This is a genomic window from Litchfieldia alkalitelluris (assembly GCF_002019645.1).
In the GTDB taxonomy this organism is placed as follows: domain Bacteria; phylum Bacillota; class Bacilli; order Bacillales; family Bacillaceae_L; genus Litchfieldia; species Litchfieldia alkalitelluris.
Genome location: NZ_KV917374.1, coordinates 4435134 through 4458673, shown reverse-complemented (window position 1 = coordinate 4458673; position 23540 = coordinate 4435134). Strand labels below are relative to the sequence as shown.

Annotated in this window: 22 protein-coding genes; 15 read left to right on the top strand and 7 right to left on the bottom strand. The window is 36.9% G+C overall.

The window, feature by feature from the left end; all coding sequences use genetic code 11:
• The first annotated feature begins 50 nt into the window (after positions 1-50).
• The 8 genes from BK579_RS21000 to BK579_RS20960 all read left to right on the top strand — a co-directional run bounded on the left by BK579_RS21000 (position 51) and on the right by BK579_RS20960 (position 9517).
• Positions 51-1106, top strand: a complete 1056-nt coding sequence (locus tag BK579_RS21000; protein WP_078548883.1) for an LLM class flavin-dependent oxidoreductase — start codon at positions 51-53, stop codon at positions 1104-1106.
• A 15-nt stretch (positions 1107-1121) separates the two neighbouring features.
• Entirely contained in the window at positions 1122-2069 is a 948-nt protein-coding gene (locus BK579_RS20995; RefSeq protein WP_078548880.1) for an ATP-grasp domain-containing protein, read from the top strand.
• Positions 2070-2322: 253 nt separating this feature from the next.
• A complete protein-coding gene (locus BK579_RS20990; protein ID WP_078548877.1) occupies positions 2323-2790 on the top strand; it encodes a MarR family winged helix-turn-helix transcriptional regulator in 468 nt (155 codons plus the stop codon).
• The gene (locus BK579_RS20985) at positions 2787-2975 is read left to right on the top strand and encodes a hypothetical protein (RefSeq protein ID WP_078548875.1); all 189 of its coding nucleotides are present in this window, start codon (positions 2787-2789) and stop codon (positions 2973-2975) included. Before BK579_RS20990 ends, BK579_RS20985 begins: the two co-directional genes overlap by 4 nt.
• Before the next feature lie 110 nt (positions 2976-3085).
• Positions 3086-4717 (top strand): MMPL family transporter, encoded by a 1632-nt coding sequence (locus BK579_RS20980; RefSeq protein WP_078548873.1) that lies wholly within the window; start codon positions 3086-3088, stop codon positions 4715-4717.
• A gap of 1262 nt (positions 4718-5979) precedes the next feature.
• Positions 5980-7131 carry an acyl-CoA dehydrogenase family protein gene (locus BK579_RS20970; protein WP_078548867.1) on the top strand — a complete coding sequence of 384 codons (1152 nt, stop codon included), beginning with the start codon at positions 5980-5982 and terminating at the stop codon, positions 7129-7131.
• Between the two features lie 273 nt (positions 7132-7404).
• The gene (locus tag BK579_RS20965) at positions 7405-8106 is read left to right on the top strand and encodes a response regulator transcription factor (protein ID WP_078548864.1); all 702 of its coding nucleotides are present in this window, start codon (positions 7405-7407) and stop codon (positions 8104-8106) included.
• Complete coding sequence (locus BK579_RS20960) at positions 8096-9517, top strand: sensor histidine kinase (protein WP_078548862.1); 1422 nt, start codon at positions 8096-8098, stop codon at positions 9515-9517. Before BK579_RS20965 ends, BK579_RS20960 begins: the two co-directional genes overlap by 11 nt.
• A 73-nt stretch (positions 9518-9590) precedes the next feature.
• Here the strand turns inward: BK579_RS20960 and BK579_RS20955 are convergent, their stop codons facing one another.
• Together BK579_RS20955 and BK579_RS20950 are read right to left on the bottom strand one after the other, a co-directional pair.
• Complete coding sequence (locus tag BK579_RS20955; protein ID WP_078548860.1) at positions 9591-10292, bottom strand: ABC transporter ATP-binding protein; 702 nt, start codon at positions 10290-10292, stop codon at positions 9591-9593.
• 11 nt (positions 10293-10303) lie between these two features.
• Positions 10304-11752 carry an ABC transporter permease gene (locus BK579_RS20950; protein ID WP_078548857.1) on the bottom strand — a complete coding sequence of 483 codons (1449 nt, stop codon included), beginning with the start codon at positions 11750-11752 and terminating at the stop codon, positions 10304-10306.
• 241 nt (positions 11753-11993) lie between these two features.
• Here BK579_RS20950 and BK579_RS26525 point away from each other — a divergent pair, with 241 nt between their 5' ends.
• Both BK579_RS26525 and BK579_RS26520 read left to right on the top strand, forming a co-directional pair.
• Positions 11994-12584: a S1C family serine protease gene (locus tag BK579_RS26525; protein WP_235848499.1), complete on the top strand. Its 591-nt coding sequence runs from the start codon at positions 11994-11996 to the stop codon at positions 12582-12584.
• 26 nt (positions 12585-12610) lie between these two features.
• Entirely contained in the window at positions 12611-13351 is a 741-nt protein-coding gene (locus BK579_RS26520; protein WP_235848498.1) for a S1C family serine protease, read from the top strand.
• 309 nt (positions 13352-13660) lie between these two features.
• Here BK579_RS26520 and BK579_RS20940 read toward each other — a convergent pair whose 3' ends face one another.
• Complete coding sequence (locus BK579_RS20940) at positions 13661-13828, bottom strand: Fur-regulated basic protein FbpA (RefSeq protein WP_078548854.1); 168 nt, start codon at positions 13826-13828, stop codon at positions 13661-13663.
• Between the two features lie 78 nt (positions 13829-13906).
• Positions 13907-14044, bottom strand: a complete 138-nt coding sequence (locus BK579_RS25850) for a hypothetical protein (RefSeq protein ID WP_169891211.1) — start codon at positions 14042-14044, stop codon at positions 13907-13909.
• 242 nt (positions 14045-14286) lie between these two features.
• On the opposite strand from BK579_RS25850, the gene BK579_RS20935 reads away from it, so the two are divergent.
• Entirely contained in the window at positions 14287-14610 is a 324-nt protein-coding gene (locus BK579_RS20935) for a MerR family transcriptional regulator (RefSeq protein ID WP_204524792.1), read from the top strand.
• Positions 14611-14922: 312 nt separating this feature from the next.
• Here BK579_RS20935 and BK579_RS20930 read toward each other — a convergent pair whose 3' ends face one another.
• On the bottom strand, positions 14923-15561 hold the full coding sequence (locus tag BK579_RS20930; protein ID WP_078548849.1) for a YfbR-like 5'-deoxynucleotidase: 639 nt from the start codon (positions 15559-15561) through the stop codon (positions 14923-14925).
• A 485-nt stretch (positions 15562-16046) separates the two neighbouring features.
• On the opposite strand from BK579_RS20930, the gene BK579_RS20925 reads away from it, so the two are divergent.
• From BK579_RS20925 to BK579_RS20915, 3 genes are all read left to right on the top strand, one after another.
• Positions 16047-16799 (top strand): DeoR/GlpR family DNA-binding transcription regulator, encoded by a 753-nt coding sequence (locus BK579_RS20925; RefSeq protein WP_078548846.1) that lies wholly within the window; start codon positions 16047-16049, stop codon positions 16797-16799.
• Positions 16800-16842: 43 nt separating this feature from the next.
• Positions 16843-18714, top strand: a complete 1872-nt coding sequence (locus BK579_RS20920; RefSeq protein ID WP_078548844.1) for a PTS fructose transporter subunit IIABC — start codon at positions 16843-16845, stop codon at positions 18712-18714.
• Positions 18715-18986: 272 nt separating this feature from the next.
• Positions 18987-19775, top strand: a complete 789-nt coding sequence (locus tag BK579_RS20915; protein ID WP_078550744.1) for a divergent polysaccharide deacetylase family protein — start codon at positions 18987-18989, stop codon at positions 19773-19775.
• A 1656-nt stretch (positions 19776-21431) separates the two neighbouring features.
• On the opposite strand, the gene BK579_RS20910 is transcribed toward BK579_RS20915, so the two are convergent.
• The gene (locus BK579_RS20910; RefSeq protein ID WP_078548841.1) at positions 21432-21614 is read right to left on the bottom strand and encodes a hypothetical protein; all 183 of its coding nucleotides are present in this window, start codon (positions 21612-21614) and stop codon (positions 21432-21434) included.
• 179 nt (positions 21615-21793) lie between these two features.
• Positions 21794-22534 carry a gamma-glutamyl-gamma-aminobutyrate hydrolase family protein gene (locus BK579_RS20905; RefSeq protein ID WP_078548839.1) on the bottom strand — a complete coding sequence of 247 codons (741 nt, stop codon included), beginning with the start codon at positions 22532-22534 and terminating at the stop codon, positions 21794-21796.
• Positions 22535-22733: 199 nt separating this feature from the next.
• On the opposite strand from BK579_RS20905, the gene thiM reads away from it, so the two are divergent.
• Positions 22734-23540, top strand: coding sequence for a hydroxyethylthiazole kinase (gene thiM / locus BK579_RS20900; RefSeq protein WP_078548838.1), 807 nt, complete (start codon positions 22734-22736; stop codon positions 23538-23540).

Sequence of the window (23540 nt, the reverse complement as noted above, 5' to 3'; positions counted from 1 at the left end):
GTTTGAGGATTATAGAATTCCTAGAATGAAAGTCAAAGGGAGTGGAGAATATGAAATATGGGTTTTGGTTACCAATTTTTGGTGGGTGGCTTAGAAATGTAGAAAATGAACAAATGCCTCCTACATATGAATATGCTAAACAAGTCATACAATCAGGAGAAAAATGGGGGTTTTCAACAACATTAATCGCAGAGTTGTATCTAAATGATATTAAAGGTCCTGAACAGGATTCTCTTGAAGCATGGTCAACAGCTGCTGCCCTTGCTGCAGTGACAGAGAAAATTGAAATTATGACAGCAGTGAGACCAGGTTTTCATAACCCGGCTGTTACTGCTAAAATGGCAGCTAATATTGATCAAATTAGTAATGGAAGATTTACTTTAAATGTTGTTTCAGCTTGGTGGGAAGAAGAAGCAAGACAATATGGTGGAATCTTCACTGAGCATGATGAAAGATATGAACGTACCGAAGAGTTTATTCATGTATTAAAAGGATTATGGAGCCAAGAGACGTTTAATTATGAAGGCCGTTTTTATAATATCCAAAATGCAAAGCTATCGCCAAAGCCTGTACAACGACCTAATCCAATTTTATATGCTGGAGGCGAAAGTCCTAAAGGAAAGCAGACCATTACAGAATTATGTGATGCTTATGTAATGCATGGTGGAACAGTTGAAGAAATTGAGCAAAAAATTACTGACATGAAGACACGTCGTTCAAAAACGAATAATCCACCATTATCTTCTTTTGGAATGGCAGCCTATGTCATTTGTAGGGATACAGAGGAAGAAGCTTTAGCAGAGTTGGCAAGGATAACAGATGTGAAAGAAAATAGTGGTTATGCTGGTTTTAAAGACTTTACTAGTAAATCTCAGTTAGAGCAACAAATTCAGCTTCAAGATTATTCAGTGTCAAATCGTGGGCTTCGTCCTAACTTAGTGGGGACTCCAGAGCAAATTGCTGAAAAGATCTTACAATACGAAGATACTGGTCTTGATTTATTGTTACTTCAATTTTCTCCACAGCTTGAGGAGATGGAATTTTTCTCAAAACGAGTAATGCCTCTTGTGGAAGAAAAAAGAAATAGTAGAATTCTAGAGAAATAGATAGGAGTGAATGTAATGAGTAAAATATATGTGATACATGAAAATAGTGAATGGACAGTTCATTTAACAAACCGATTAGAAGAACTAGGGTTACCTTACGAAGAATGGCACTTAGATCAAGGCACATTAGATTTATCAACAGAACCACCAGAGGGAATATTCTATAGTCGAATGAGTGCTTCATCTCACACACGTGATCATCGTTTTGCGGCAGAGTTCACAGCGCAAGTACTTTCATGGCTGGAATATCATGGGAGAACTGTAATCAACGGAAGTAAAGCACTTCAACTTGAAGTGAGTAAGGTTCTTCAGTACTTAGAGTTAAATAAAGGTGGAGTGAAAACACCAAAGACAATTGCTGCAGTCGGCAAAGAACAAGTTATAGCAGCAGCAAAGGGATTTGAAGGTCAGCCTTTTATTACGAAACATAACCGAGCTGGGAAAGGACTTGGAGTTCAGCTTTTTCAAACAGTAGATGCCCTAAAAGCATATGTAAATGGACCAGATTTTGAGGAACCAGTAGATGGAATTACATTAATTCAAGAATATATCTATTCCCCAGAATCCTACATCACACGTTGTGAATTTGTTGGTGGTAAATTCCAATATGCAGTTAGAGTAGATACATCAGAAGGCTTTGAGCTTTGCCCTGCAGATGCATGTCACATCGGTGATTTATTCTGCCCAGTTGGTGAAGAGGTTGAAGAAAAACCTAAGTTCCAAATCATTGAAGGTTTTAATGAAGAGATTATTACTAAATATGAAGGTGTTCTGGCTGCAAATAATATTAAAGTTGCAGGAATTGAATTTATCCGTAATGCGGATGGAGATATATTTACTTATGACATTAATACAAATACAAATTACAATTCAGATGCTGAAGCAAAAGCTGGGAAATTTGGAATGTTGGAATTAGCAAAATTTTTAGGCGAAGAGCTAAGAAAAACTGGGCTTTTGGTTTAAGGGACGCTAAACATTCAAAGTAGGTGGAGCAAGGAACGAATGCATGTCGTAATTTCACCTGACAGATAATAAAGGTAAAATTCCATATCAAGTTAAAACAAGGTGTTGATCAGTTCAGCAGCTTGTTTTTTTGCGCCCAAAAAAAGTTAGAAAAAGCCAGTCATTATGCTTGAAAAAAGAGGATATTTATCATATAGTTAAACACATTAACTATTAAACTGTTTAACTATATGATTAGGGAGATGAAAGATAAGTGGATAGTGAGAAGATTCAAGAACTCGTTGACCGTTACATAAAGGTCTCTCATTATGTTATGAAAAGGGGAGAATCTCTTATTCGTAATCAAATTAGTGAGGATTTAACGAACGACCAACATGCGACTCTTAGGTACATTAAAAAGACTAATAACTGCACTTCTTCGGAATTAGCCGACGTGTTTGACGTGAAAAAGAGTGCTATAACTGCGATCATCAACCGCTTAACCGATAAAGAGTTAATAATAAGGACACGAGATGAAAGTGATCGTAGAGTGGTGTATTTAACCTTAACCAATCTTGGTGAAGAGTTATTTCAGAAGTCCGAGCAGAAAATTAACCATCTGGTAGGACATTTCATTACTCAATTTAACCAAGATGAAATTGAGCAATTTATTAACACATATGAAAAATTAGCGACTATTTTAGAGGAGATTAATATAGAGCATTTGGAGGATGAACAGTGAAAACAATTATAAAAGCAAGATGGGGTGTACTAGTAGCTTGGATTGGAGTTGTGGCGATACTATTTATTCTGGCACCAAACATGGCTGATCTTGTTCGGGAAAAAGGGCAAATTTCAGTACCAAGTGGCTATTCTTCAACGATGGCAGATGAGATTTTAGCTAAAGTCCAAAAGAAGAAAATGTAGAAGAAGGGTCACAAGTTGCTCTTGTTTTTCATAATGAAGAAGGGCTTACAAAAACAGACCTAGAGGAAGCACAAGCTGCAATTAACATCCTTGATGCAGAAAAAGAAAATTTGGGAATTACCGAAATACTTACCCATTTTAACGAAGAAGAATTAAAGGATCAGCTTGTTGTTGTTGAGATTCAAACAGGATTAACTCAAATTGAACAAGGATTTCGTCAAGGATCTGCTGGTTCTGGAGAAATTAAAAAAGGACTTGAAGAAATTAAAAGAAATACTGAAAAGCTAACAGCTGGAACACAGGAGCTGTTAGAAGGCTATAAAGAAGTTGGTGCTTCATTACAGACTCTTTCTAGTGAGTATGAGAACGTAAAAGAAGAGCTTGCAACAATTTCGCAGTATCTATCATCAACAAATGACTATTTTGCTGATCTAGAAACCAATCACGAACAGCTACTTCTAGATGAGTCATATCATAAGCTAAAGGGAACCGTACTTGCTACAGCAGATGAAACAACGAATGTAGTGACTGGACTTGAACAATTAAACGCAGGACTTGCCGGTTTATCTGGTGTGATCAGCGAAGCTAATAAGTCGTTTGAGACAATAATTGCTGGTCAAACTGCATTAGCAACTGGAATGAATCAATTAATCATTGGAGTTGCACAGCAACAAGCAGGACTTGAAGATGCAGCAAATGGTCAAAATCAGATTATAAACCATATGACTTCTTTCACTGGAGGACTAGGTAGCATTAATAGTGGTCAAAAACAACTTCTAGACGGCTTTAAGGATTTAAATGGCCAGATGGATCAATTGACAGATGGTCTAACTCAAAGTGCTGATGGACTGAATGAAGTTTCTAAAGGACTTTTTTCAGCACAGGATTACCTTGATGGATTATCTACAAACCAAGAAACGAGCGGGTTTTATATTCCAGAGGATGTCTTAGAAAGTGGAGAATTTAAGCAATCACTGGATGCGTATATGTCCAAAGATCGAAAAGTGATGACAATGGAGGTTATCTTTACTGCAAATCCATACTCAAGTGAGGCTATGGATCAAATGGATGAAATTAAATCAGCAGTAGATAGAGCGGTTAAAGGTTTAAAGCTAGAAAATGCTAGAGTAGCAGTTGGAGGAGTAACTAGTGTATATTCAGATTTAGATGAGATTTCTGAACAGGATTATACACGTACTGTATTTTTAATGCTAGCTGGAATTAGTGTTATTTTTCTTATTTTACTTCGTTCTTTTATCATGCCTATCTATTTAATAGGTTCATTGATTTTAACTTATTATACATCGATGGCAGTTACTGAATGGATTTTTGTCGGGTTATTAGGTTATTCGGGGATTAGCTGGGCGGTACCATTCTTTGCGTTTGTTATATTAGTAGCGTTAGGAATAGATTACAGTATCTTCTTGATGGATCGATTTAATGAATATAGACATATATCAGTAGAAGAAGCGATTCTCGTATCAATGAGGAAAATGGGAACAGTTATTATTTCCGCAGCGGTCATACTTGGAGGAACTTTTGCTGCAATGATGCCTTCTGGTGTATTATCATTATTACAAATTGCAACGATTTTATTAACTGGGTTGTTCTTATATGGTTTAGTCATGCTTCCGTTGTTTGTACCTTTGATGGTCAAAACATTCGGTAAAGCAAACTGGTGGCCATTTTTGAACAATGAAAAATATCATCAGCAGAATCATGATCAAAACTTTAAAGGTTAAAACTATTGTCGGGCCTAGTACTTTTTAGTACTAGGTCATTTGTGTTTCCTATTCATGACTACCCTGAAAATAACCTCCGATAGTGGAGTTCCATGAGCTGCGATCCACTCGCTTTCCGCGGGGTGGCCCGTAAGCCTCCTCGTCGCTTCTGAGCTCCTGTGGGGTCTCACGAGACCACTGGATCCCGCAGGAGTCAAGTGGCTCTCCGCTCATTCCACACTTAGTGAATGTACTATGTTCATACGCCATGGTGCAAATTCTCATTCGCATGGGTGTCTACCTGAAAAAACAAAAATGGAAGGCTCCGCTTATCGGCGACAAGCATAAGACAGGTGAACGGTATTCCTGCAGGAGTTTAGTTGCTATCCGCACATTCCACACTTAGTGAGTATTTTCATCGACCATGGTGCAAATATTTATTCGAATGCAAGTCCACTCTAAGTTTGGACAGGTTTAGCGGCTGGCTAGGAGGCAAAAGCTGTCTGAACCCGAGTCAAGTTCGGACAGGTACGGTGGCTAGGAGGCAAAAGCTGTCTGAACCCGAGTCAAGTTCGGACAGGTTCAGTGGCTAGCGGGCAAAAGCTGTCTGAACCCGAGTCAAGTTCGGACAGGATCGGTGGCCAGAAAGCAAAAGCTGTCTGAACCCGAGTCAAGTTTGGACAGGTTCAGGTCCTAGGAGGCAAAAGCTGTCTGAACTCGAGCTAAGTTCGGACAGCTTCGGTGGCCAGGAGGCAAAAGCTGTCTGAACCCGAGTCAAGTTCGGACAGGATCGGTGGCTAGGAGGCAAAAGCTGTCTGAACCCGAGCTAAGTTCGGACAGCTTCGGGGGCCAGGAGGCAAAAGCTGTCTGAACCCGAGCTAAGTTCGGACAGCTTCGGTGGCCAGAAAGCAAAAGCTGTCTGAACCTGAGCTAAGTTCGGACAGCTTCGGGGGCCAGGAGGCAAAAGCTGTCTGAACCCGAGTCAAGTTTGGACAGGTTCAGGTCCTAGGAGGCAAAAGCTGTCTGAACCCGAGTCAAGTTCGGACAGGTTCATGAGCGAAGAAGCAAAAGCTGTCTGAACACGAGTCAAGATTGGACAGGTTCAGGTCCTAGGAGGCAAAAGCTGTCTGAACACACTCCAAGTATGCAGTTTTAGAAGCCAGACGCTAAAAGTAGTCAGAATACAGCTTATTACACCAAGCGTAACCTTGGCTTTAAAAGGATATTTGTGAGAAAATGAACATAAATTAGTAGAATCGAATAGTGAAAAAGGAGAGGGGAAAATGACGATTTCGTTTATTAAAACTGATAAACAACGTGAGCTTTATTCAAAAATTTCTAGCTTAGCTGACCGATTTAATGAACGTGCAGCAATAAATGATGAAAAGGGCTGTTTTTCTTTTGAAAATATAGAGGATTTAAAAGAGATTGGCTATACGAAGCTAACTGTCCCGAAAAGATTTGGTGGGGAAGACATTTCGTTGTATGAGTTTTTATTATTTCAAGAACGTTTGGCACAAGGAGATGGTTCAACAGCCTTATCAATGGGATGGCATCTTGGAGTAATGATGGATATAAATGAAAAGCGTGACTGGAAGGAAGAGAGAATCGAACAAATGGCATCCGAGGTCTTGAACGGTGCACTAATTAACCGCGCTGCAACAGAGCCCCAAACAGGAAGTCCTACTAGAGGTGGAAAACCCCAAACAATGGCCAAAAAAGAAGGAGACTGTTGGATTGTAAATGGTAGAAAGACTTTTACAACAATGTCGCCAGCGCTAGATTATTTTCTTGTGATTTCTTCAATTGAAGATTCACATCAAATAGCAGAGTTTGCGATTCATAAAGATTCCCCCGGATTATCCATCAATGAAACCTGGGACACCATCTCAATGAGAGGTACTGGAAGTCATGATTTAATTCTAGAGAATGTAAAAGTGTCGAACGAAAATCTAGTTGATATGATGACAAAAAGAAATACAACACCAAATGGGTGGCTTTTGCACATACCAGCGTGCTATCTTGGTATTGCCCTTGCTGCTAGGGACTATGCGGTTAAGTTTGCAAATGAGTATTCACCTAACAGTATTAAAGGTACGATAAAGGATTTACCAAATGTACAACGCTTAGTTGGAGAAATGGATGCAGAATTAATGCAAGCCCGTCACTTCATGTATTCAGTTGCGAAAGAATGGGATGAGGCTACAACAAAGAATCATTTCACCTCTGAACTAGGGGTAGTCAAGTATATGGCAACAAATACAGCTATTTCGGTTGTCGATAAAGCAATGCGTATAGTAGGGGCTAAAAGTCTTCAACGATCAAATCCGTTACAGCGTTATTATCGAGATGTAAGAGCTGGCCTACATAATCCTCCAATGGATGATATGACAATTTTAAACCTTGCGAATGCTGCATTTAAGTCATTAACTTAGGTTATTTTCGAAACTTTATTGTTCTTAAGATAATTACCTTTTTTCAATGGTAATCGGCATTTTTATATAGATGATTGATTTACAATAAATTTATAGAAAAGCACCTTAGCTTAGAGCCCCATTTGTTGGGGTTTTCTTTTTAACTATGAACAAATTATGACCAAATAGTTAACCAATCTGTAACATTTGGGGAAGATAGTAGAAAACAGTTGCCTTCCAGTTCATTTCGTTTTAAGTTTGAAGAATGATGTGGTAGTGAGTAGGAGGATTGTTATGAAAATTTTAGTCATAGAGGATAACGAAAGTGTTTGTTCAATGTTAGAGATGTTTTTTCTGAAAGAAGATATTCAAGGACATTTTGTTCATGATGGTATAGAAGGGTATAACAAATTTACCAGTGAGTCTTTTGATGTTGTGATTGTTGATTGGATGCTACCTGGTATGGATGGGGTCACAATTTGCAGGAAGATTAGAGCAGATAAAAGCACTGTCCCGATTATTATGCTAACGGCAAAAGATAGTGAGTCAGATCAAGTGTTAGGACTTGAAATGGGTGCTGATGATTATGTGACAAAACCATTTAGCCCACTAGCATTGATGGCTCGTATTAGAGCAGTGACAAGAAGGTATAACAAAGTGAATGAAGAACATGATACGACTTATTTAGAGACACAATGTTTTAAAATCAGTAGAGAAACTAGAGAAGTATTTCTAAATAATACGCCTATTACCAACTTAACCCCAAAGGAATTTGATTTACTCTACTATTTTGCCCAGCACCCTCGACAAGTGTTTTCTAGAGAACAGTTATTAGAAAGAGTTTGGGGTTATCAATTTTATGGAGATGAACGAACGGTTGATGTTCATATAAAGAGGTTGAGAAAAAAGGTAGGAACTGATAACCAACCATTTTTTCATACTGTTTGGGGAGTTGGTTACAAGTTTGATGAATCGGTGGAAGTAAATGCGAATTAGATATTTGTATCAACTACTTGCTAGTCATATTAGCATTTTAATCGTTGCTTTCTCCATATTAAGTATTTTATTTGCTCATTATGTGGAAACATTGGTTTATCAGAATAAAGCGGATGAACTGACCGATTATGGTGTGAGTATTTTAGAAGACCTACAAAAAATGCCGGACCGCCAAAATCAAACAGCTAATCAGTATAGTCTTGTTTTAAGGTCAAGGAACATTCAATATTTAGTTTTCAATGAAGAAATTAATGCTTTATACCCTCAGCAAGGCCGGATTACGATGATCAGGTGGACGGAAGATGAACTATTCAAGCTAAGGAATGGTGAAGCTGTTGTAGTAAAACGTGATTTTAAAAAGAGATTTGAGCAGGATGTTTCTTTTGTCGCCGTACCCTATATCAATAATGGTCAATTTCTGGGTGGTGTTCTGTTAATTTCACCTGTAAGTGGTTCAAGAGAAATGATTAGTCAAATAAATCAATATTTATTTTATACAATGATCGTTGCTTTAATCATTGCGTTACTACTAAGCTGGATTTTGTCTAGAATTCATGTGAAAAGAATTCAACGGATTCGCGAAGCGACTTCAAAAATCTCTACAGGTAACTACGATGTGAATGTTCCTTCGTCAAGTTTTGATGAAATAGGGGAGCTCGCAAATGATTTTAATAATATGGCTGGCATACTAAGAAAATCGCAACTAGAAATAGAGAGTCTTGAAAATCGTAGAAGACAATTTTTTGCGGATGTTTCTCATGAACTCAGGACCCCTTTGACAACAATTAGTGGAATGGTTGAAGGAATTAGAGATAACATGATCCCAGAAAATGAGAAGCAAAGAGCGATTTATCTCGTTAATCAAGAAACGAAAAGACTTATTCGTCTGGTAAATGAGAATCTTGACTATGAAAAAATACGATCGAATCAGGTTTTGTTAACAAAAGAATTGATTCAATTAAATGAAGTGTTTGAGATTATCCAAGAACAACTTGTTCAGCAAGCTGAAGATAAAAATAATAAATTAGTCATTGAAGTTCCTGATGAACTAGAAATTTACGCAGATTATGATCGTCTCATGCAAATTTTGATTAATATTACGAAGAATAGTATTCAGTTTACGTCAAATGGTGTGATTTACTTAAGAGGAAAATTCGGATATAAAGAAGTGGTAATAGAAATTGAAGATACAGGTATGGGGATCGATCCAACAGAAATTGAACGAATATGGCATCGATTTTACAAAGCAGACATATCTAGAACAACCAATCCCTATGGTGAGTCTGGTCTTGGTCTTTCTATAGTAAAAAAACTAGTGGAACTCCATCAAGGAGAAATTAGTGTCAGCAGTGAAAAGGACAAGGGAACGAAATTTACGATTCGATTTCCAGAGAAAAGTGAAACTTTATGATGAAAAATCCTAGTGAATATATTTACTAGGATTTTTCACTTAATTTGGACTTTGACTGAAAATAATTGGGCTTTTAGATTGATACCAATTTAGTATTTTTATTTTTTACAATCTTTATTTCTCCTTTAGAAAGCTTTACATTTATATCTGAAATAGAGGAAATACTTAGATCATGTGTTACCACAATAATGCATTTGTTTTCTTTATGTGCTAAATCTTGAAACAGACGTATAATCTCTTTTGCTGTATCCTCATCTAGGTTTCCAGTAGGTTCATCCGCGACAATCAAATCCGATTCGCAGCTCAAAGCACGTGCTATTGAGACACGCTGTTGTTGTCCACCACTTAAGGTGAGCACTTTTTGTTTGGCTTGCTTTTCGTCAATCCCGACCTTTTGTAAAACGTCTAAAGCGTATTGCTTTTTATTTTTTTGTGGTGACCCTGTGATTTCCATAGCTGTTACAACGTTTTGTAAGCCTGACATATATGGAAGTAGATTATAAGATTGAAAAACAATGGATACATATTTGTTCCTAAATTTAGATAAACCTATTTTTCTTATATCCTTTCCATCATAAAAGATGGTTCCATCTTTAGGAACATCTAGAGCACTTGCTAAAGCTAAAAAAGTTGTCTTACCAGAACCTGATGGACCAACAATTGTATAAAATGTTCCTTTTTCAAAACCTACATTTATATTTTTTAAGATATCATGTTTCTTATTTTCATGCTTATACCAATAATTGATAGAATTAAATTCTAATAAAGCACTCATATTTTTCACTCCTAATCTTGTTTAGTTAAAATTGTTTTTGGTTGTAATCGAAGCACTGATAGAGACGGAATAAGAGCAGACAACACGGCAATTAACAATCCTATTCCTGACAAAAATCCTAAATCCTTCGGTGTAATACTGATCTCTAGTTCATCAATTGTTTCTACTTGTTGTGTAGTTTGCATGTCCCTACCAAAACCAAATCCTCGACCACCAAAAGATGCCGGTTGTGTGGATTCTTCTGTTTCTGCTATTTCTTGAGTTAATAATTGATCACTTACTTTTGAAGCAACTAAGTTTCCGCTAACGGCTGAAATTCCTAAAGCTAAAATAGCTATAACAATAATTTCAGTTAAGAACTGTCCAATCAACTTCCAACGCTTTTCTCCAATGGCAAGAAGTACTCCCATTTCATATTTTCTTTCGCGAATGGATAGCATGACAATTAATCCTAAAATAACTGCCCCGGCTATGGTTACTAAATAAACAATATTTTTTGAGAAGGATGCGACATTTTGGATAGGTCCAACCATTTGTTGATATAATGTGTCATTTGCATCCAATTTAAATGTTTCAAAATCAATTGAGCTTTCAGTTTCAGCTTTAGTAATGAATTGATCAATAGTTGCTGGATCACTCATGTAATAAATAGCGCTATCAATCAATTCTTTGTAATCTTCCCCTTTTAAATTGGAAGCAACTGTATAAGGAACAAAGAGTTTGTTATAAGGATTCATAAATGCCAAATCCATCCCCATGCCACTGTCGGTGTTAGTTGAGGTTGTTTCATAGATCCCAACAATCTCTAAATCTAATAACTGTGTTTCATCACTTGATGCTATTGTAATCGTATCCCCAACTTCTAAGTTATTTTCAGTTGCTAAGGAATTTTCAATCATTGTGACATTTGCGTCAAGATCTTCTTCTGTAATATGTCTACCTTGAATTAAAGTAGAAATGCCATCCGTAAAATCGGTATAAGAATCTGAGAATGCTAAACCTTGGATGGTCACATCTGCATTCATATTCGCCATTCTACCGCCGCCACCTGACCCTTCTTGTGTGGACTCGTTTTCGGTTGTTGATTCTTCTTCGGTTGTTTCATTCTCAATTGGTTCGAAATTATCCGCTAAAGCATATGTAGATGAATAGTAGTTATATGCTTTTACCTCAGAATAAGATAGTAGTTCATTTGCTAAATCTGTTGAAATTGGTATAGATTGAAATCTTGTTCTTGTGCCTTCAGATTGTTGCTGTGCTCGTAATTTTTCCATATCAACTTGTAAAGTGACCTCAGCGCCGAGCTTTTGTCTTGCCAGCTCACTAGATTTAGTTGCTGCTGACTGTATAGTAATACCTGATAAAACTAAGACACAAATAACGGTGAAAATAATTATTTGTAGTAAACTCTTTCCTTTACGGGCTGTAACACTTAATAATGCTCTCTTTACATAATTCATTTCTGTTCTCCTTTGCTTTTTATGGGGTATTGAATTAATCAATACCTAAAGCTTATCCAAAGAGTATGAATAAATTATGACGAAAATATTGCTTAATCTGGAAGAAACAGTGAAAAAATGGAATGAATGTGAAGACCTCTATTTTAAAATTTTTCTTACACTCTTACATGTTTGTTAATAAATTCTTCATATTTGCTGGATATGATGTACCCATAGAGCAGAAAAGTATGGAGGTTAAAAAATGGATGATAAGAAATATGAAGAATTTGATCATAATGAGAATAATCTAGTCGGACAAAATGAGTTCATAACTCAAACTAGTATTGATGAAGAAACCATTCAATCTCAAGAACTGGAGGATTCTGTTATTATATCAGCATCATCTTCGGATAGTAGACGACAAGAAAAACAAAAAGTAAAGTTAGATAATTGTAGAGGGTATATAAGAACAGTTAGTGCTGGAATTATAGGGTCTATGTTAACACTTGCTTTACTACCATTTGCTGATTTTTATCACGAATATTATTCTTCTGTTCAAAATGAAAATCAACGCGATGGTACGGTTTCACAAGTTAGAGAAGCAGAAGTAACCGATTCAAATGTTACAGCTACACCAACTATAGCGAATCCTACTGGCTCAATTGCTGATATCGTAGAGAAAGCATCACCTGCGATTGTAGGAATTGTCAATCTCCAACAACAGAGAAACCGTTTCACAAGTAGTACCGATAAAGTAGAATCGGGTACAGGCTCAGGTGTCATTTTTAAAACTGAAAATAATGTTGCATATATTGTTACAAATAACATGTCATTGAAGGAGCAAATGAGATAGAAGTTTCCTTGTATAATGGTGAAATAGTGAGTGCTGAGTTAATTGGCGGTGATGCTTTAACAGATTTAGCAGTCATTAAGATTCCAGCTGGGCATGTGGATTCATCTATCGAATTTGGGGATTCATCGACCTTAAGACCAGGTGATCAGGTTCTCGCTATTGGCAATCCATTAGGCTTAGATCTTTCAAGGACAGTTACACAGGGAATTGTAAGTGCGATAGAGCGTTCGATAACAGTGTCAACATCTGCTGGAGAATGGGCTTTGGATGTTATTCAAACAGACGCAGCCATAAATCCTGGGAATAGTGGTGGAGCTCCTATTAATACGAGTGGACAAGTGATCGGTATTAATAGTTTGAAGATTTCCGAAAGTGGTGTAGAAGGACTAGGGTTTGCGATTCCAAGTAATGATCTTTTGCCTATTATTAATGAAATTATTGAAAAAGGATATGTGGAAAGACCCTATATTGGGGTTGGCCTAGCAAATCTTGAAGGAGTCCCTCAGCAATATTTACAATCTCTTCCGGAAGATGTGAATGAGGGGATTATGATCACTAATGTTGATCCAGATTCTGCAGCTGGTATTGCAGGTTTAAAGGTGCAGGATGTGATAGTTGAGTTAAATGAAACTGCAGTCGCAAATGCGAGCGAGTTAAGGGAGTATTTATATAACCATCTTGAAGTTGGGGATGAAGTAGTATTTAAGGTTTACCGTGGAGGAGAGCTAATTAGTGTTATAGTGAGATTACAAAGTAACAATAATTAAAGTGAAAGAAGAGGGTTTTAGCAAGATAAAATCCTCTTCTTTTTTACCTTATTTATAATTATTATAATTTACTATTGATTTTAATTTAGTTCTGCGTATAATTAGATTTATAGAATAGCAAAAGGAGCTGAGTTAAGCTAATGAAAAATAATCAATGTCCGACTTGTCAAAAAACAATCCGTCAATTAAAACATTCTAAGCTTTGCGATTGTGGCCCCAAAATCCTGTTTGTGAATAGCCGCAAATCAATCGAAAAAAAAGTTAGTATTAAGTGAGTAATTTTTTTGTGAAGATATTAAAAAGAAGAGTCTAGCGAGTAGGCTTAAGTTGTGATTTTTTATATTCTTCAATAAGTTCACTTAAGGTAAGTTTTGCTAGTTGTCTTTCTTCATTATCGGAATAGGCTCCTGACTCGACTAATTTTTTTAAATAATGATTCTTTGTTTTTTCAACGGCTGAACGGAGAAATTTCGTCATAATTATCCCCCCATAATTTGTATTTTCTTTGTTGAATTGGTGTTGCTTTTATAATTTATGATATTATAGTGATGAAGTTTACGAATTTTGTAAGATTCTTAAAACCTCAGACGCTTTATTTCCAAGTAAAGCTACTAATTCTTCATAAAGTTCGTCTCTAAGCATATCTAACTGAATGATCTCGTTTGCTAAAGATATGGCTTTTTCTTTCTTCACTTCCAATCCTCCTCCACTTATGTTCGTTTGTATTTGTAAATACTTTTCTTTTCGTTTTTATTATTAAAACTTATTTTAATGGCCAATTAAAAATAAATCTACAAACTTGTTAGGAAAACTAACATACAATTGTAAAATATTTACGAAAGTATGTAAGGAAATCTAACAAGGTTGACCACAAATCCACCTTTTTTGTGTATAGTATGGATAGAGGTATTTATACACAAGGGGGAGAGGTAGTGTTGTCTTCTAGTGATAATTCTTACATTTATAAGAAGGTTATATCTATTGGGACAGTATGTGAGTTAACGGGATTGAGTGAACGACAAATTAGATATTATGAAGAAAGAGAACTAATATTCCCTAAAAGATCAAATAAAGGTAACCGGAAGTACTCCTTTTCAGATGTAGAAACGTTAATGGATATTGCTAATAAGATGGAAGACGGCTTACAGACTTCAGATCTTAGGAAGGAAATATCCAATAAACAAAAGGATCGTAAATCGGATGTAAATGAGCAAATGATTCGTGGCCAATTAAATGCTTATTTTAAGAGAAGGGAATAACCAACTCATTAAAGAAAGAAAACACGTAAATGGATATACCATTCCATAAAACCCTGCTTAAAAGTGAGCAAGTGAAAGGGGTTTTATTTTCAAGTTATTTTAATAACGAAAAAGGGACTTCACTCAACTGTTAGTTGATAAAGAAGTCCTTTTTTATTGATATTTTTTATTACCTAGGTTCCTTACGAACAATCATAATTCAAATTGTATGTAAACGTGAATCTGTCCAAAGAATTCACGCTGTGTTAACTTAAGTTTGCAGCTGAGCGCTTGATTGCTACAAAGCTAATTATAAGTACTAAGTTTATAGTTCTAAACTGCCTTACTTAAGGCTTCCCTTGTAATCTTTTGTACCGTTGAACATAGAGCAGTTTCTTCTTGGATAATCTCTTGCAGAATATTATTAATGAAATATTGGACACAATGCATATCCTTGTAAAGTAGAATCGTCTCCAAAGCTTCTTGATATATTTGAGTAAATAGTGGCTCTGGATTACCTTTTATAATTTCCCCGAAGGATTCATACAAAAGATCTATTTTATCAGAGATAGCTAATATCTTTCCTTCAATGGTTTCGTCCTTTCCTTCCCGAAATCGCTGTTCATAAATCTCCTGAAATTCTGCTGGAAATTCTTTGTCTAAGAAATCTCTAATCATTGATTCTTCAACTTGTGTGAACAGTTCTTTTAGTTTAGGTAGTGCGTACTTAACTGGAGTCATGATATCCCCGGTAAATAACTCAGAATAGTCATGGTTTATAGCTTTTTCATATACAAGCTTCCAATCAATACTTGTTCCATTCATTTCTTCTACCGTTGCTAAGAATTGTGCTATTTTTGTAACCTTGAAGGAGTGGCTGGCAACAGAATGCTCCTGATATTTAAATTTTCCTGGACACCGGATGATGCCCTCTAAGTTGGATAGGCTTTTAAAATATATATGAATTCCCAAATTGGCTCCTCCTTTACTAATGATGTTCCCTATATAACAAACTAAGAAAAAGTAAGGGAAGTGTGGTGATATATTTACTTTTAAATAAACAAGATGCCTGTTTTTTAATCGATGAAAGAGAAATGCACCATTGTTACCGAGTTAATAATAAATTCTTTGTTTGTTCAATAAAAGGTTGAAATCTTGAAAAGGAAACGGCGAACAAATGAAATGGAGTATGATGGGCATAATATTTAGAGGTATTTCGAATAATTATACATGGTTTAAGCTTGTTGAATCAATATTATATTCAGAATATTAAGTGAAAATGTGGCTTTTGATTAGTTTTAGCATTAGTTTCATTATTAGTGAAAGATTTTGAAAGACAAAAGAGGAAAGTTTGACTGAAAATGATTTATTTTAACAGAAAATGATTGACTTTTGAAAGGGCTTTCCATTAATATAAAGTCATAAGTCATAGATAGTAAAGTTGGTGGGAAAAATACATGCTAACCCTAGAAAGACATAGGATTATTTTGGAAGTGTTAGCACAACATGAGATAGCAAAAATTCAAGACTTTGTAGACGCAACTTCTTCATCAGAATCAACCATTAGAAGAGATTTAAGCCAGCTTGAAGAAGAAGGTAAATTAAAGCGTGTTCACGGGGGAGCCTCATTACTTATTCAAAAGAAGGACGAACTAAGTTACTCGGAAAAATCAACTAAAAACCATGAAGAAAAAGAGCAAATTGCAAGATATGCAGCGAGCCTTGTTCAAGATGGTGATTGTATATATTTAGATGCTGGCACAACAACTAATAAGATGATTAATTATATCGAAGCGCGCGACGTAACTGTAGTCACAAATGGAATTACACTCTTAGAAAACTTGTTAGAGCGTAATATCGAGACCTATCTAGTTGGTGGTTTTATTAAAAACAAGACTAGAGCTTTAATAGGTAGAGGCGCTTTAGATGGCCTCCGGACCTACAGGTTTGATAAGTGTTTTTTAGGGGTAAACGGGATACATCCTGATTATGGATTTACTACACCCGATCCAGAAGAAGCGATGGTTAAGGCCCTTGCATTGAACCTTTCACAAAATCGTTATGTACTGGCTGATGAGTCAAAATTTCATGAAGTTACGTTTGCGAAGATTGCAGATGTAGATAAAGCAATAGTTATTACAAATAACATTGATCATGAATTACTAATAGATTTTAGTGATAAAACGAATATTAAGAAAGTGAATGCTTAAACTCAGATTACTGAGGCTTAAGTTTAGACAAGGAGTGAATAGAATGAAAATAACAGATCTTCTAAAAAGAGATACTATTCTTTTGAATCTAGAAGCTAATTCAAAAGAAAGCGTTATTGATGAATTGGTAAATCAGCTTGATCGTGCAGGAAGATTAAATAATAAAAATGAATTTAAAGAGGCAATTCTTGCTCGAGAGGCACAAAGTACTACAGGAATTGGTGAAGGTATTGCAATTCCACATGCAAAAACGAATGCAGTGAGAACACCTGCAATCGCATTTGGCCGTTCAACTAAAGGGATAGATTATGATGCTCTTGATGGTCAACCAAGTCACTTGTTTTTTATGATTGCGGCTAGTGCAGGGGCAAACAATACACATCTTGAAACACTTTCAAGATTATCATCGTTCTTGATGGATATGGAATTCAGAAAGAAATTACTTTCAGCTAATTCAGTTGATGAGGTTATTAGTGCAATTGATGCCAAAGAAGCAGCAGAGTCAAATGACTCAGATCAACCAGCTGCAGCCTCAAAAGGAAGCATTCTAGCAGTAACGGCTTGTCCAACTGGGATTGCACATACCTACATGGCAGCTGATGCGTTGAAAAATAAAGCAAAAGAACTTGGTATTGATATCAAGGTTGAAACAAATGGATCTGGTGGAGTTAAGAACAAGTTAACAGCTAAAGAAATCGAAGAAGCAACAGCGATTATCGTGGCTGCCGATACAAAAGTGGAAATGGATCGTTTTAAAGGTAAAGTGGTTATTGAAGTACCTGTTGCGGCAGCTATTCGTAAGCCACAAGAGCTAATTGATAAAGCTGTTAGCCAGCAAGGACCAACATACCAAGGTGGTGGATCTAACCAAGAAAGCACCGAAAAAGAACCTGGCCAAAAATCTGGTTTTTATAAACACCTAATGAATGGTGTATCAAACATGTTGCCGTTTGTAGTTGGTGGTGGTATCTTGATTGCCTTATCATTTATTTTTGGTATTGAAGCGTTTGACCCAGAGTCTCCACAATACCATCCAATTGCTGAAGCATTAATGACAATTGGTGGCGGTAATGCATTTGGCTTAATGATTCCGGTATTAGCAGGGTTTATCGCCATGAGTATTGCAGATCGTCCAGGTTTCGCTCCAGGTATGGTTGCTGGATTTATGGCTGCAACTGGTGGTGCAGGGTTCCTTGGTGGGTTAATTGCAGGTTTCTTAGCAGGTTATATTGTTGTTGGATTAAAGCGTTTGTTCCAAGGCTTACCAGAAGCGCTTGAAGGGATAAAACCGGTTTTACTTTATCCAGTGTTTGGTATTTTAATTACTGGCCTAATCATGATGTTCATTATTATTGAACCAGTAAGTGCAATGAATGTTGGATTAACGAACTGGTTACAAAGCTTAGGGACAGGAAATCTTGTATTAATGGGTCTACTTTTAGGTGGAATGATGGCAATTGATATGGGTGGACCGATTAATAAAGCTGCATTTACATTTGGTATCGCTATGATTGATGCTGGTAATTTAGCACCGCACGCTGCAATCATGGCTGGTGGAATGGTTCCACCACTTGGGTTAGCAATTGCAACCTTTATGTTTAAAAGGAAATTTACAAAAGCTGAAAGAGAAGCTGGTAAAACAAATATTATTATGGGTGCTTCATTTATCACTGAAGGAGCAATTCCATTCGCTGCTGCTGACCCTGGACGTGTTATTCCATCATTAGTGGTTGGGTCCGCAGTTGCAGGTGCATTAACAATGATGTTTGGAATTGGCTTACCTGCTCCACATGGTGGTGCCTTCGTAATCCCATTAGTTGAAGGAAATCCACTTCTTTATTTAGTTGCTATCCTTATAGGTTCAGTAATTACTGCACTAATGGTTGGTGTCTTAAAGAAAGAAGTAAAATTATAAAAAATCGAAACGACCATCTGTTGTCACAGATGGTCGTTTTTTATCTTTTGAGAGTGAGAAATATTTACGAAGTTATGGTGTCTAGCTTCAGGGCAGTTCATAGCCCCTCGGGATTTTTGGATCCCTCTAACGGAAAGAGCCTCATAAAGTTATATATATTCTCCAATTCTTTTAGAGGCTGATCAAGGTATTTGGTGTTTGGACTTATTTTATTAAGTGTATTAAAAAAAGAAGTGGGGGGGAAATTAATACAAAAACTTAAGGGGGATAAGATGAGATATTTAATCACACTCGTTTTAACAGTTTTTATCGCTCTAGGAACATTTTATCCTGTTTATGCTGACTCGGAAGAACTTCAAGCAGCAATTATCATTGATGATTTTGGCGGTGGTATTGAGGGGGTTGCTGATTTTCTAAATGGAAATGTTCCAATAACAGCAGCAGTTATGCCATTTACAGAAAAATCAACCGAGCACGCAAGTTGGGCTTATGAAAATGGTTTTGAGGTCATGATTCATCTACCTATGCAGCCTAAAAAGGGAAAACTCTCTTGGTTAGGGCCTAATCCAATAATAAAAAACCTATCTTCAGAAGAAGTCAAAGTAAGAGTGGAGAAGGCAATAGACAGTGTCCCATTTGCAAAAGGCTTAAACAATCATATGGGATCCCTTGTGGTTGAAGATGAACGAATTGTCAGAGTGATTGTCCAAGTTGCTAAAGAACATCAAATGTATATTGTTGATAGTGGGACAAGTGGAAATTCAAAATTTCCGGAAATAGCTGAAGAATTAGGGGTCCCTTTAATTAAAAGAGATGTATTTCTTGATGATATTTCATCTGTCGCTTATGTGAGAAAACAGATGAGTAAATTGGCTAAAATTACAGAAAAGCATAATAGGGGAGTTGCGATCGGTCATGTAGGCCTTACGGGAAAGATTTGTTCAACAGGTATCATTCAATCGATGGATGAATTCAATAAGAAGCATATAAAAGTAGTTCCAGTATCGCATTTGCTATCTGATGAATTAAAAGAACACTATTTTAATTATATATTTGATTAAGCACCTAGAGTTTGGACAGCTTTAAGTATTTGAAGGAGAAGTTATCTGAAATAGTCTGGAGTAGCCTGGTGTTCGGACAGCTTTCATGCTTTACAAGGCCAAGCTGTCTGAAGTATCTCTGTGTTCGGACAATTTTCGTGCTTTACAAGGAAAAGTTGTCTGAAGTAGCTCTGTGTTCGGACAGCTTTTGTGGATAGCAAAGCAAAGCTGTCTGAAGTAGCTCTGTGTTCGGACAGTTTTCGTGCTCTACAAGGAAAAGTTGTCTGAAGTAGCTCTGTGTTCGGACAGCTTTTGTGGATAGCAAAGCAAAGCTGTCTGAAGTAGCTCTGTGTTCGGACAGTTTTCGTGCTTTACAAGGCCAAGTTGTCTGAAGTAGCCCAGTGGACAACTTTCGGGAATTACAAGGCCAAGCTGTCTGAAGTAGCCTAGTGTTCGGACAGCTTTCGTGCTTTACCAGGAAAAGTTGTCTGAAGTAGCCTGGTGTTCGACAACTTTTGGGAATTACAAGGCCAAGTTGTCTGAAGTAGCCTGGTGTACGGACAGCTTTTGTGTTTTACCAGGAAAAGTTGTCTGAAGTATCTCTGTGTTCGGACAGCTTTTGTGGATAGCAAAGCAAAGCTGTCTGAAGTAGCTCTGTGTTCGGACAGCTTTCGTGCTTTACAAGGCCAAGTTGTCTGAAGTAGCCCAGTGTTCGGACAACTTTCGGGAATTACAAGGCCAAGCTGTCTGAAGTAGCCCAGTGTTCGGACAACTTTTGGGAATTACAGGGCCAAGCTGTCTGAAGTAGCCTAGTGTTCGGACAGCTTTCGTGCTTTACAAGGAAAAGTTGTCTGAAGTAGCTCTGTGTTCTGACAGTTTTTGTGGATAGCAAAGCAAAGTTGTCTGAAGTAGCTCTGTGTTCGGACAGCTTTCGTGCTTTACAAGGCCAAGTTGTCTGAAGTAGCCTAGTGTTCGGACAGCTTTCGTGCTTTACCAGGAAAAGTTGTCTGAAGTAGCCTGGTGTTCGGACAGCTTTTGTGCTTTACAAGGAAAAGTTGTCTGAAGTAGCCGGGTGTTCGGACAACTTTTGGGAATTACAAGGCCAAGCTGTCTGAAGTAGCCTAGTGTTCGGACAGCTTTCGTGCTTTACAAGGAAAAGTTGTCTGAAGTAGCCTGGTGTTCGGACAACTTTTGGGAATTACAAGGCCAAGTTGTCTGAAGTATCTCTGTGTTCGGACAGCTTTTGTGGATAGCAAAGCAAAGTTGTCTGAAGTATCTCTGTGTTCGGACAGCTTTCGTGCTTTACAAGGCCAAGTTGTCTGAAGTATCTCTGTGTTCGGACAGCTTTCGTGCTTTACAAGGAAAAGTTGTCTGAAGTAGCTCTGTGTTCGGACAGTTTTTGTGGATAGCAAAGCAAAGTTGTCTGAAGTAGCTCTGTGTTCGGACAGCTTTCGTGCTTTACAAGGCCAAGTTGTCTGAAGTAGCCCTGTGTTCGGACAGCTTTCGTGTGTTAACATGTTAAACTATCCGAATTTGAAAAAGATCTATTTTATACCATTCTGACTATGATGAAAAGATAAAGTTGACTAAAGGATTAGGCCATATCAGCTACAACATAATAGCTTTTTATAATAAGAAAATGTCGTCTCACTTTTATGAGACGACATTTGTTATTTGTTAAAATTTCTCTAACTTTTTTAATAATACATTAGCTTGACTAGAGCCATTTTGATTGAGCTTAGTCATTACCTTCATTCTCATTTGTGTATTAAGCTTTTCATATAAAATGAAAGCTTTAAAATCATCTGAAGTAATTAGTTTCCGGTAAATTTTTGAGGCTTCTTTATCACTGGGGTCCATATATTGTTCCCTTTTCTCCCTTCGATAAGAATTTACTTTATTATATCTGAAAATTCTGACTTTGTAAATATCTTAATCTATTTTTTAAAGTATTGTAACAGTGTTGAGATAGCTAGTTATTATTATATCTAGATAAAATTAAATGTTCAACCGATAAGATTTTAGTATTATATTAGATTTTATGCAGGTGTCTGCACTTTTTTTACACAATTTTCAACAAAATGATTGAAAAGTTTATTCATTTTCTGGTTATGACTGCTCATTGATTCTGGATGCCATTGGACACCGATAGTGAAGGTGTTACTTTCAATTAATTCTACAGCTTCAATCATCCCGTCTGAGGCTGTTGCCACAGTTTTTAAGTGAGGCGAAAGCTTGTCAATCGCTTGGTGATGAAGGCTATTTACTCTTACTGTTTCTTCTCCGATGATTGAGTAGAGGTAACTGTCTTTATCGATTCTTATAAAATGTGTATCCCTCTTTCTTTCTACTATTTGAGTATGTTTAATGGGGTTAGCCCATTGGGCAGGGATATCTTGGATCAATGTTCCGCCTAACGCTACATTTAATATTTGTACCCCTCTACAAATGGCGAGAAGGGGAATATTGTTATTTATGGCATAATGTACCAGAGCCATTTCGGCTATGTCTCTTTCAGGAATGGTTGCTCCTAAGTTGGGATGAGGGTCTTGGCCATAAAACTGAGGATCAACATCTTCTCCTCCACTTAAAATGATGCCATCACATAATTCAGCACTTTCTATGCTTAAGTTTTCATTAATATAGGGAAGAACAATAGGAATTCCTCCATTTGCAGCGATACTTTTATGGTAATCATGATGGACATAAACACCTTCCATGTAGTGGTTATGGTTTACATAGGCTCCTGTAATGCCAATCACTGGTTTTTTATTTTTCATAGTACCCCCCATTTATCTTAAATAGCAAAAGTTTGCAGACTATGGATTAATTATAGTCGCCTGACTTAAGTTGTCAAACTGACTCCTCCACAAAAAGAAATCTTACCACTTAAGGCATATCACTCGAAAGTTGTATAACCGATGGAATTTTGATAAAGTACAAAAGAAAACGATTGATTGATGAAAGGAAGGCTGCAAAATGAATATAGAATTTATTACACAATCTTTTGAACAATTAAAATCACAATCACCACTAGTACATAATATTACCAATGTTGTTGTTACTAATTTTACTGCAAATGGGTTACTCGCGATTGGTGCTTCACCTGTAATGGCTTATGCAATTGAAGAAGTTTCTGATATGGTCAAAATTGCTGGAGCGCTTGTCCTGAATATTGGGACATTAACATCTGTAAATATAGAGTCGATGATTGTTGCTGGGAAAGCTGCTAATGATATGAATAAACCGGTTATTTTTGATCCAGTAGGAGCGGGTGCTACCCCATTTAGAACAGAAACAGCAAAACGAATTCTTGAAGAAGTGAAAGTATCTGTATTAAGAGGAAATGCTGCTGAAATTGCTAATATCATCGGAGAAGACTGGGCAATTAAAGGGGTGGATGCAGGGACTGAGTCAGGTGATGTCGTTAAACTTGCTCAGCAAGCTGCTAGTCATCTAAATACCAATGTTGTTATCACAGGTAAAAGAGATGTGATTACAGATTCGAAGGAAACATACATAGTCGAAAACGGCCATCCAATATTAACAAAGGTAACGGGCACTGGCTGCTTACTTACTTCTGTGATTGGTGCATTTTCAGCAGTGGAAAAGGATCTACTTAAAGCTGCAACGTCAGCGGTAACTTGTTATGGTATTGCCGCACAATTAGCAGCGAAGACAACTGTTGATAAGGGACCAGGAAGTTTCCAAGTGGAATTTTTAGATCAATTATCACAGCTTACAACCGATAATATTACGGCTCTTGCATCAGTGTCTAAAATTTAG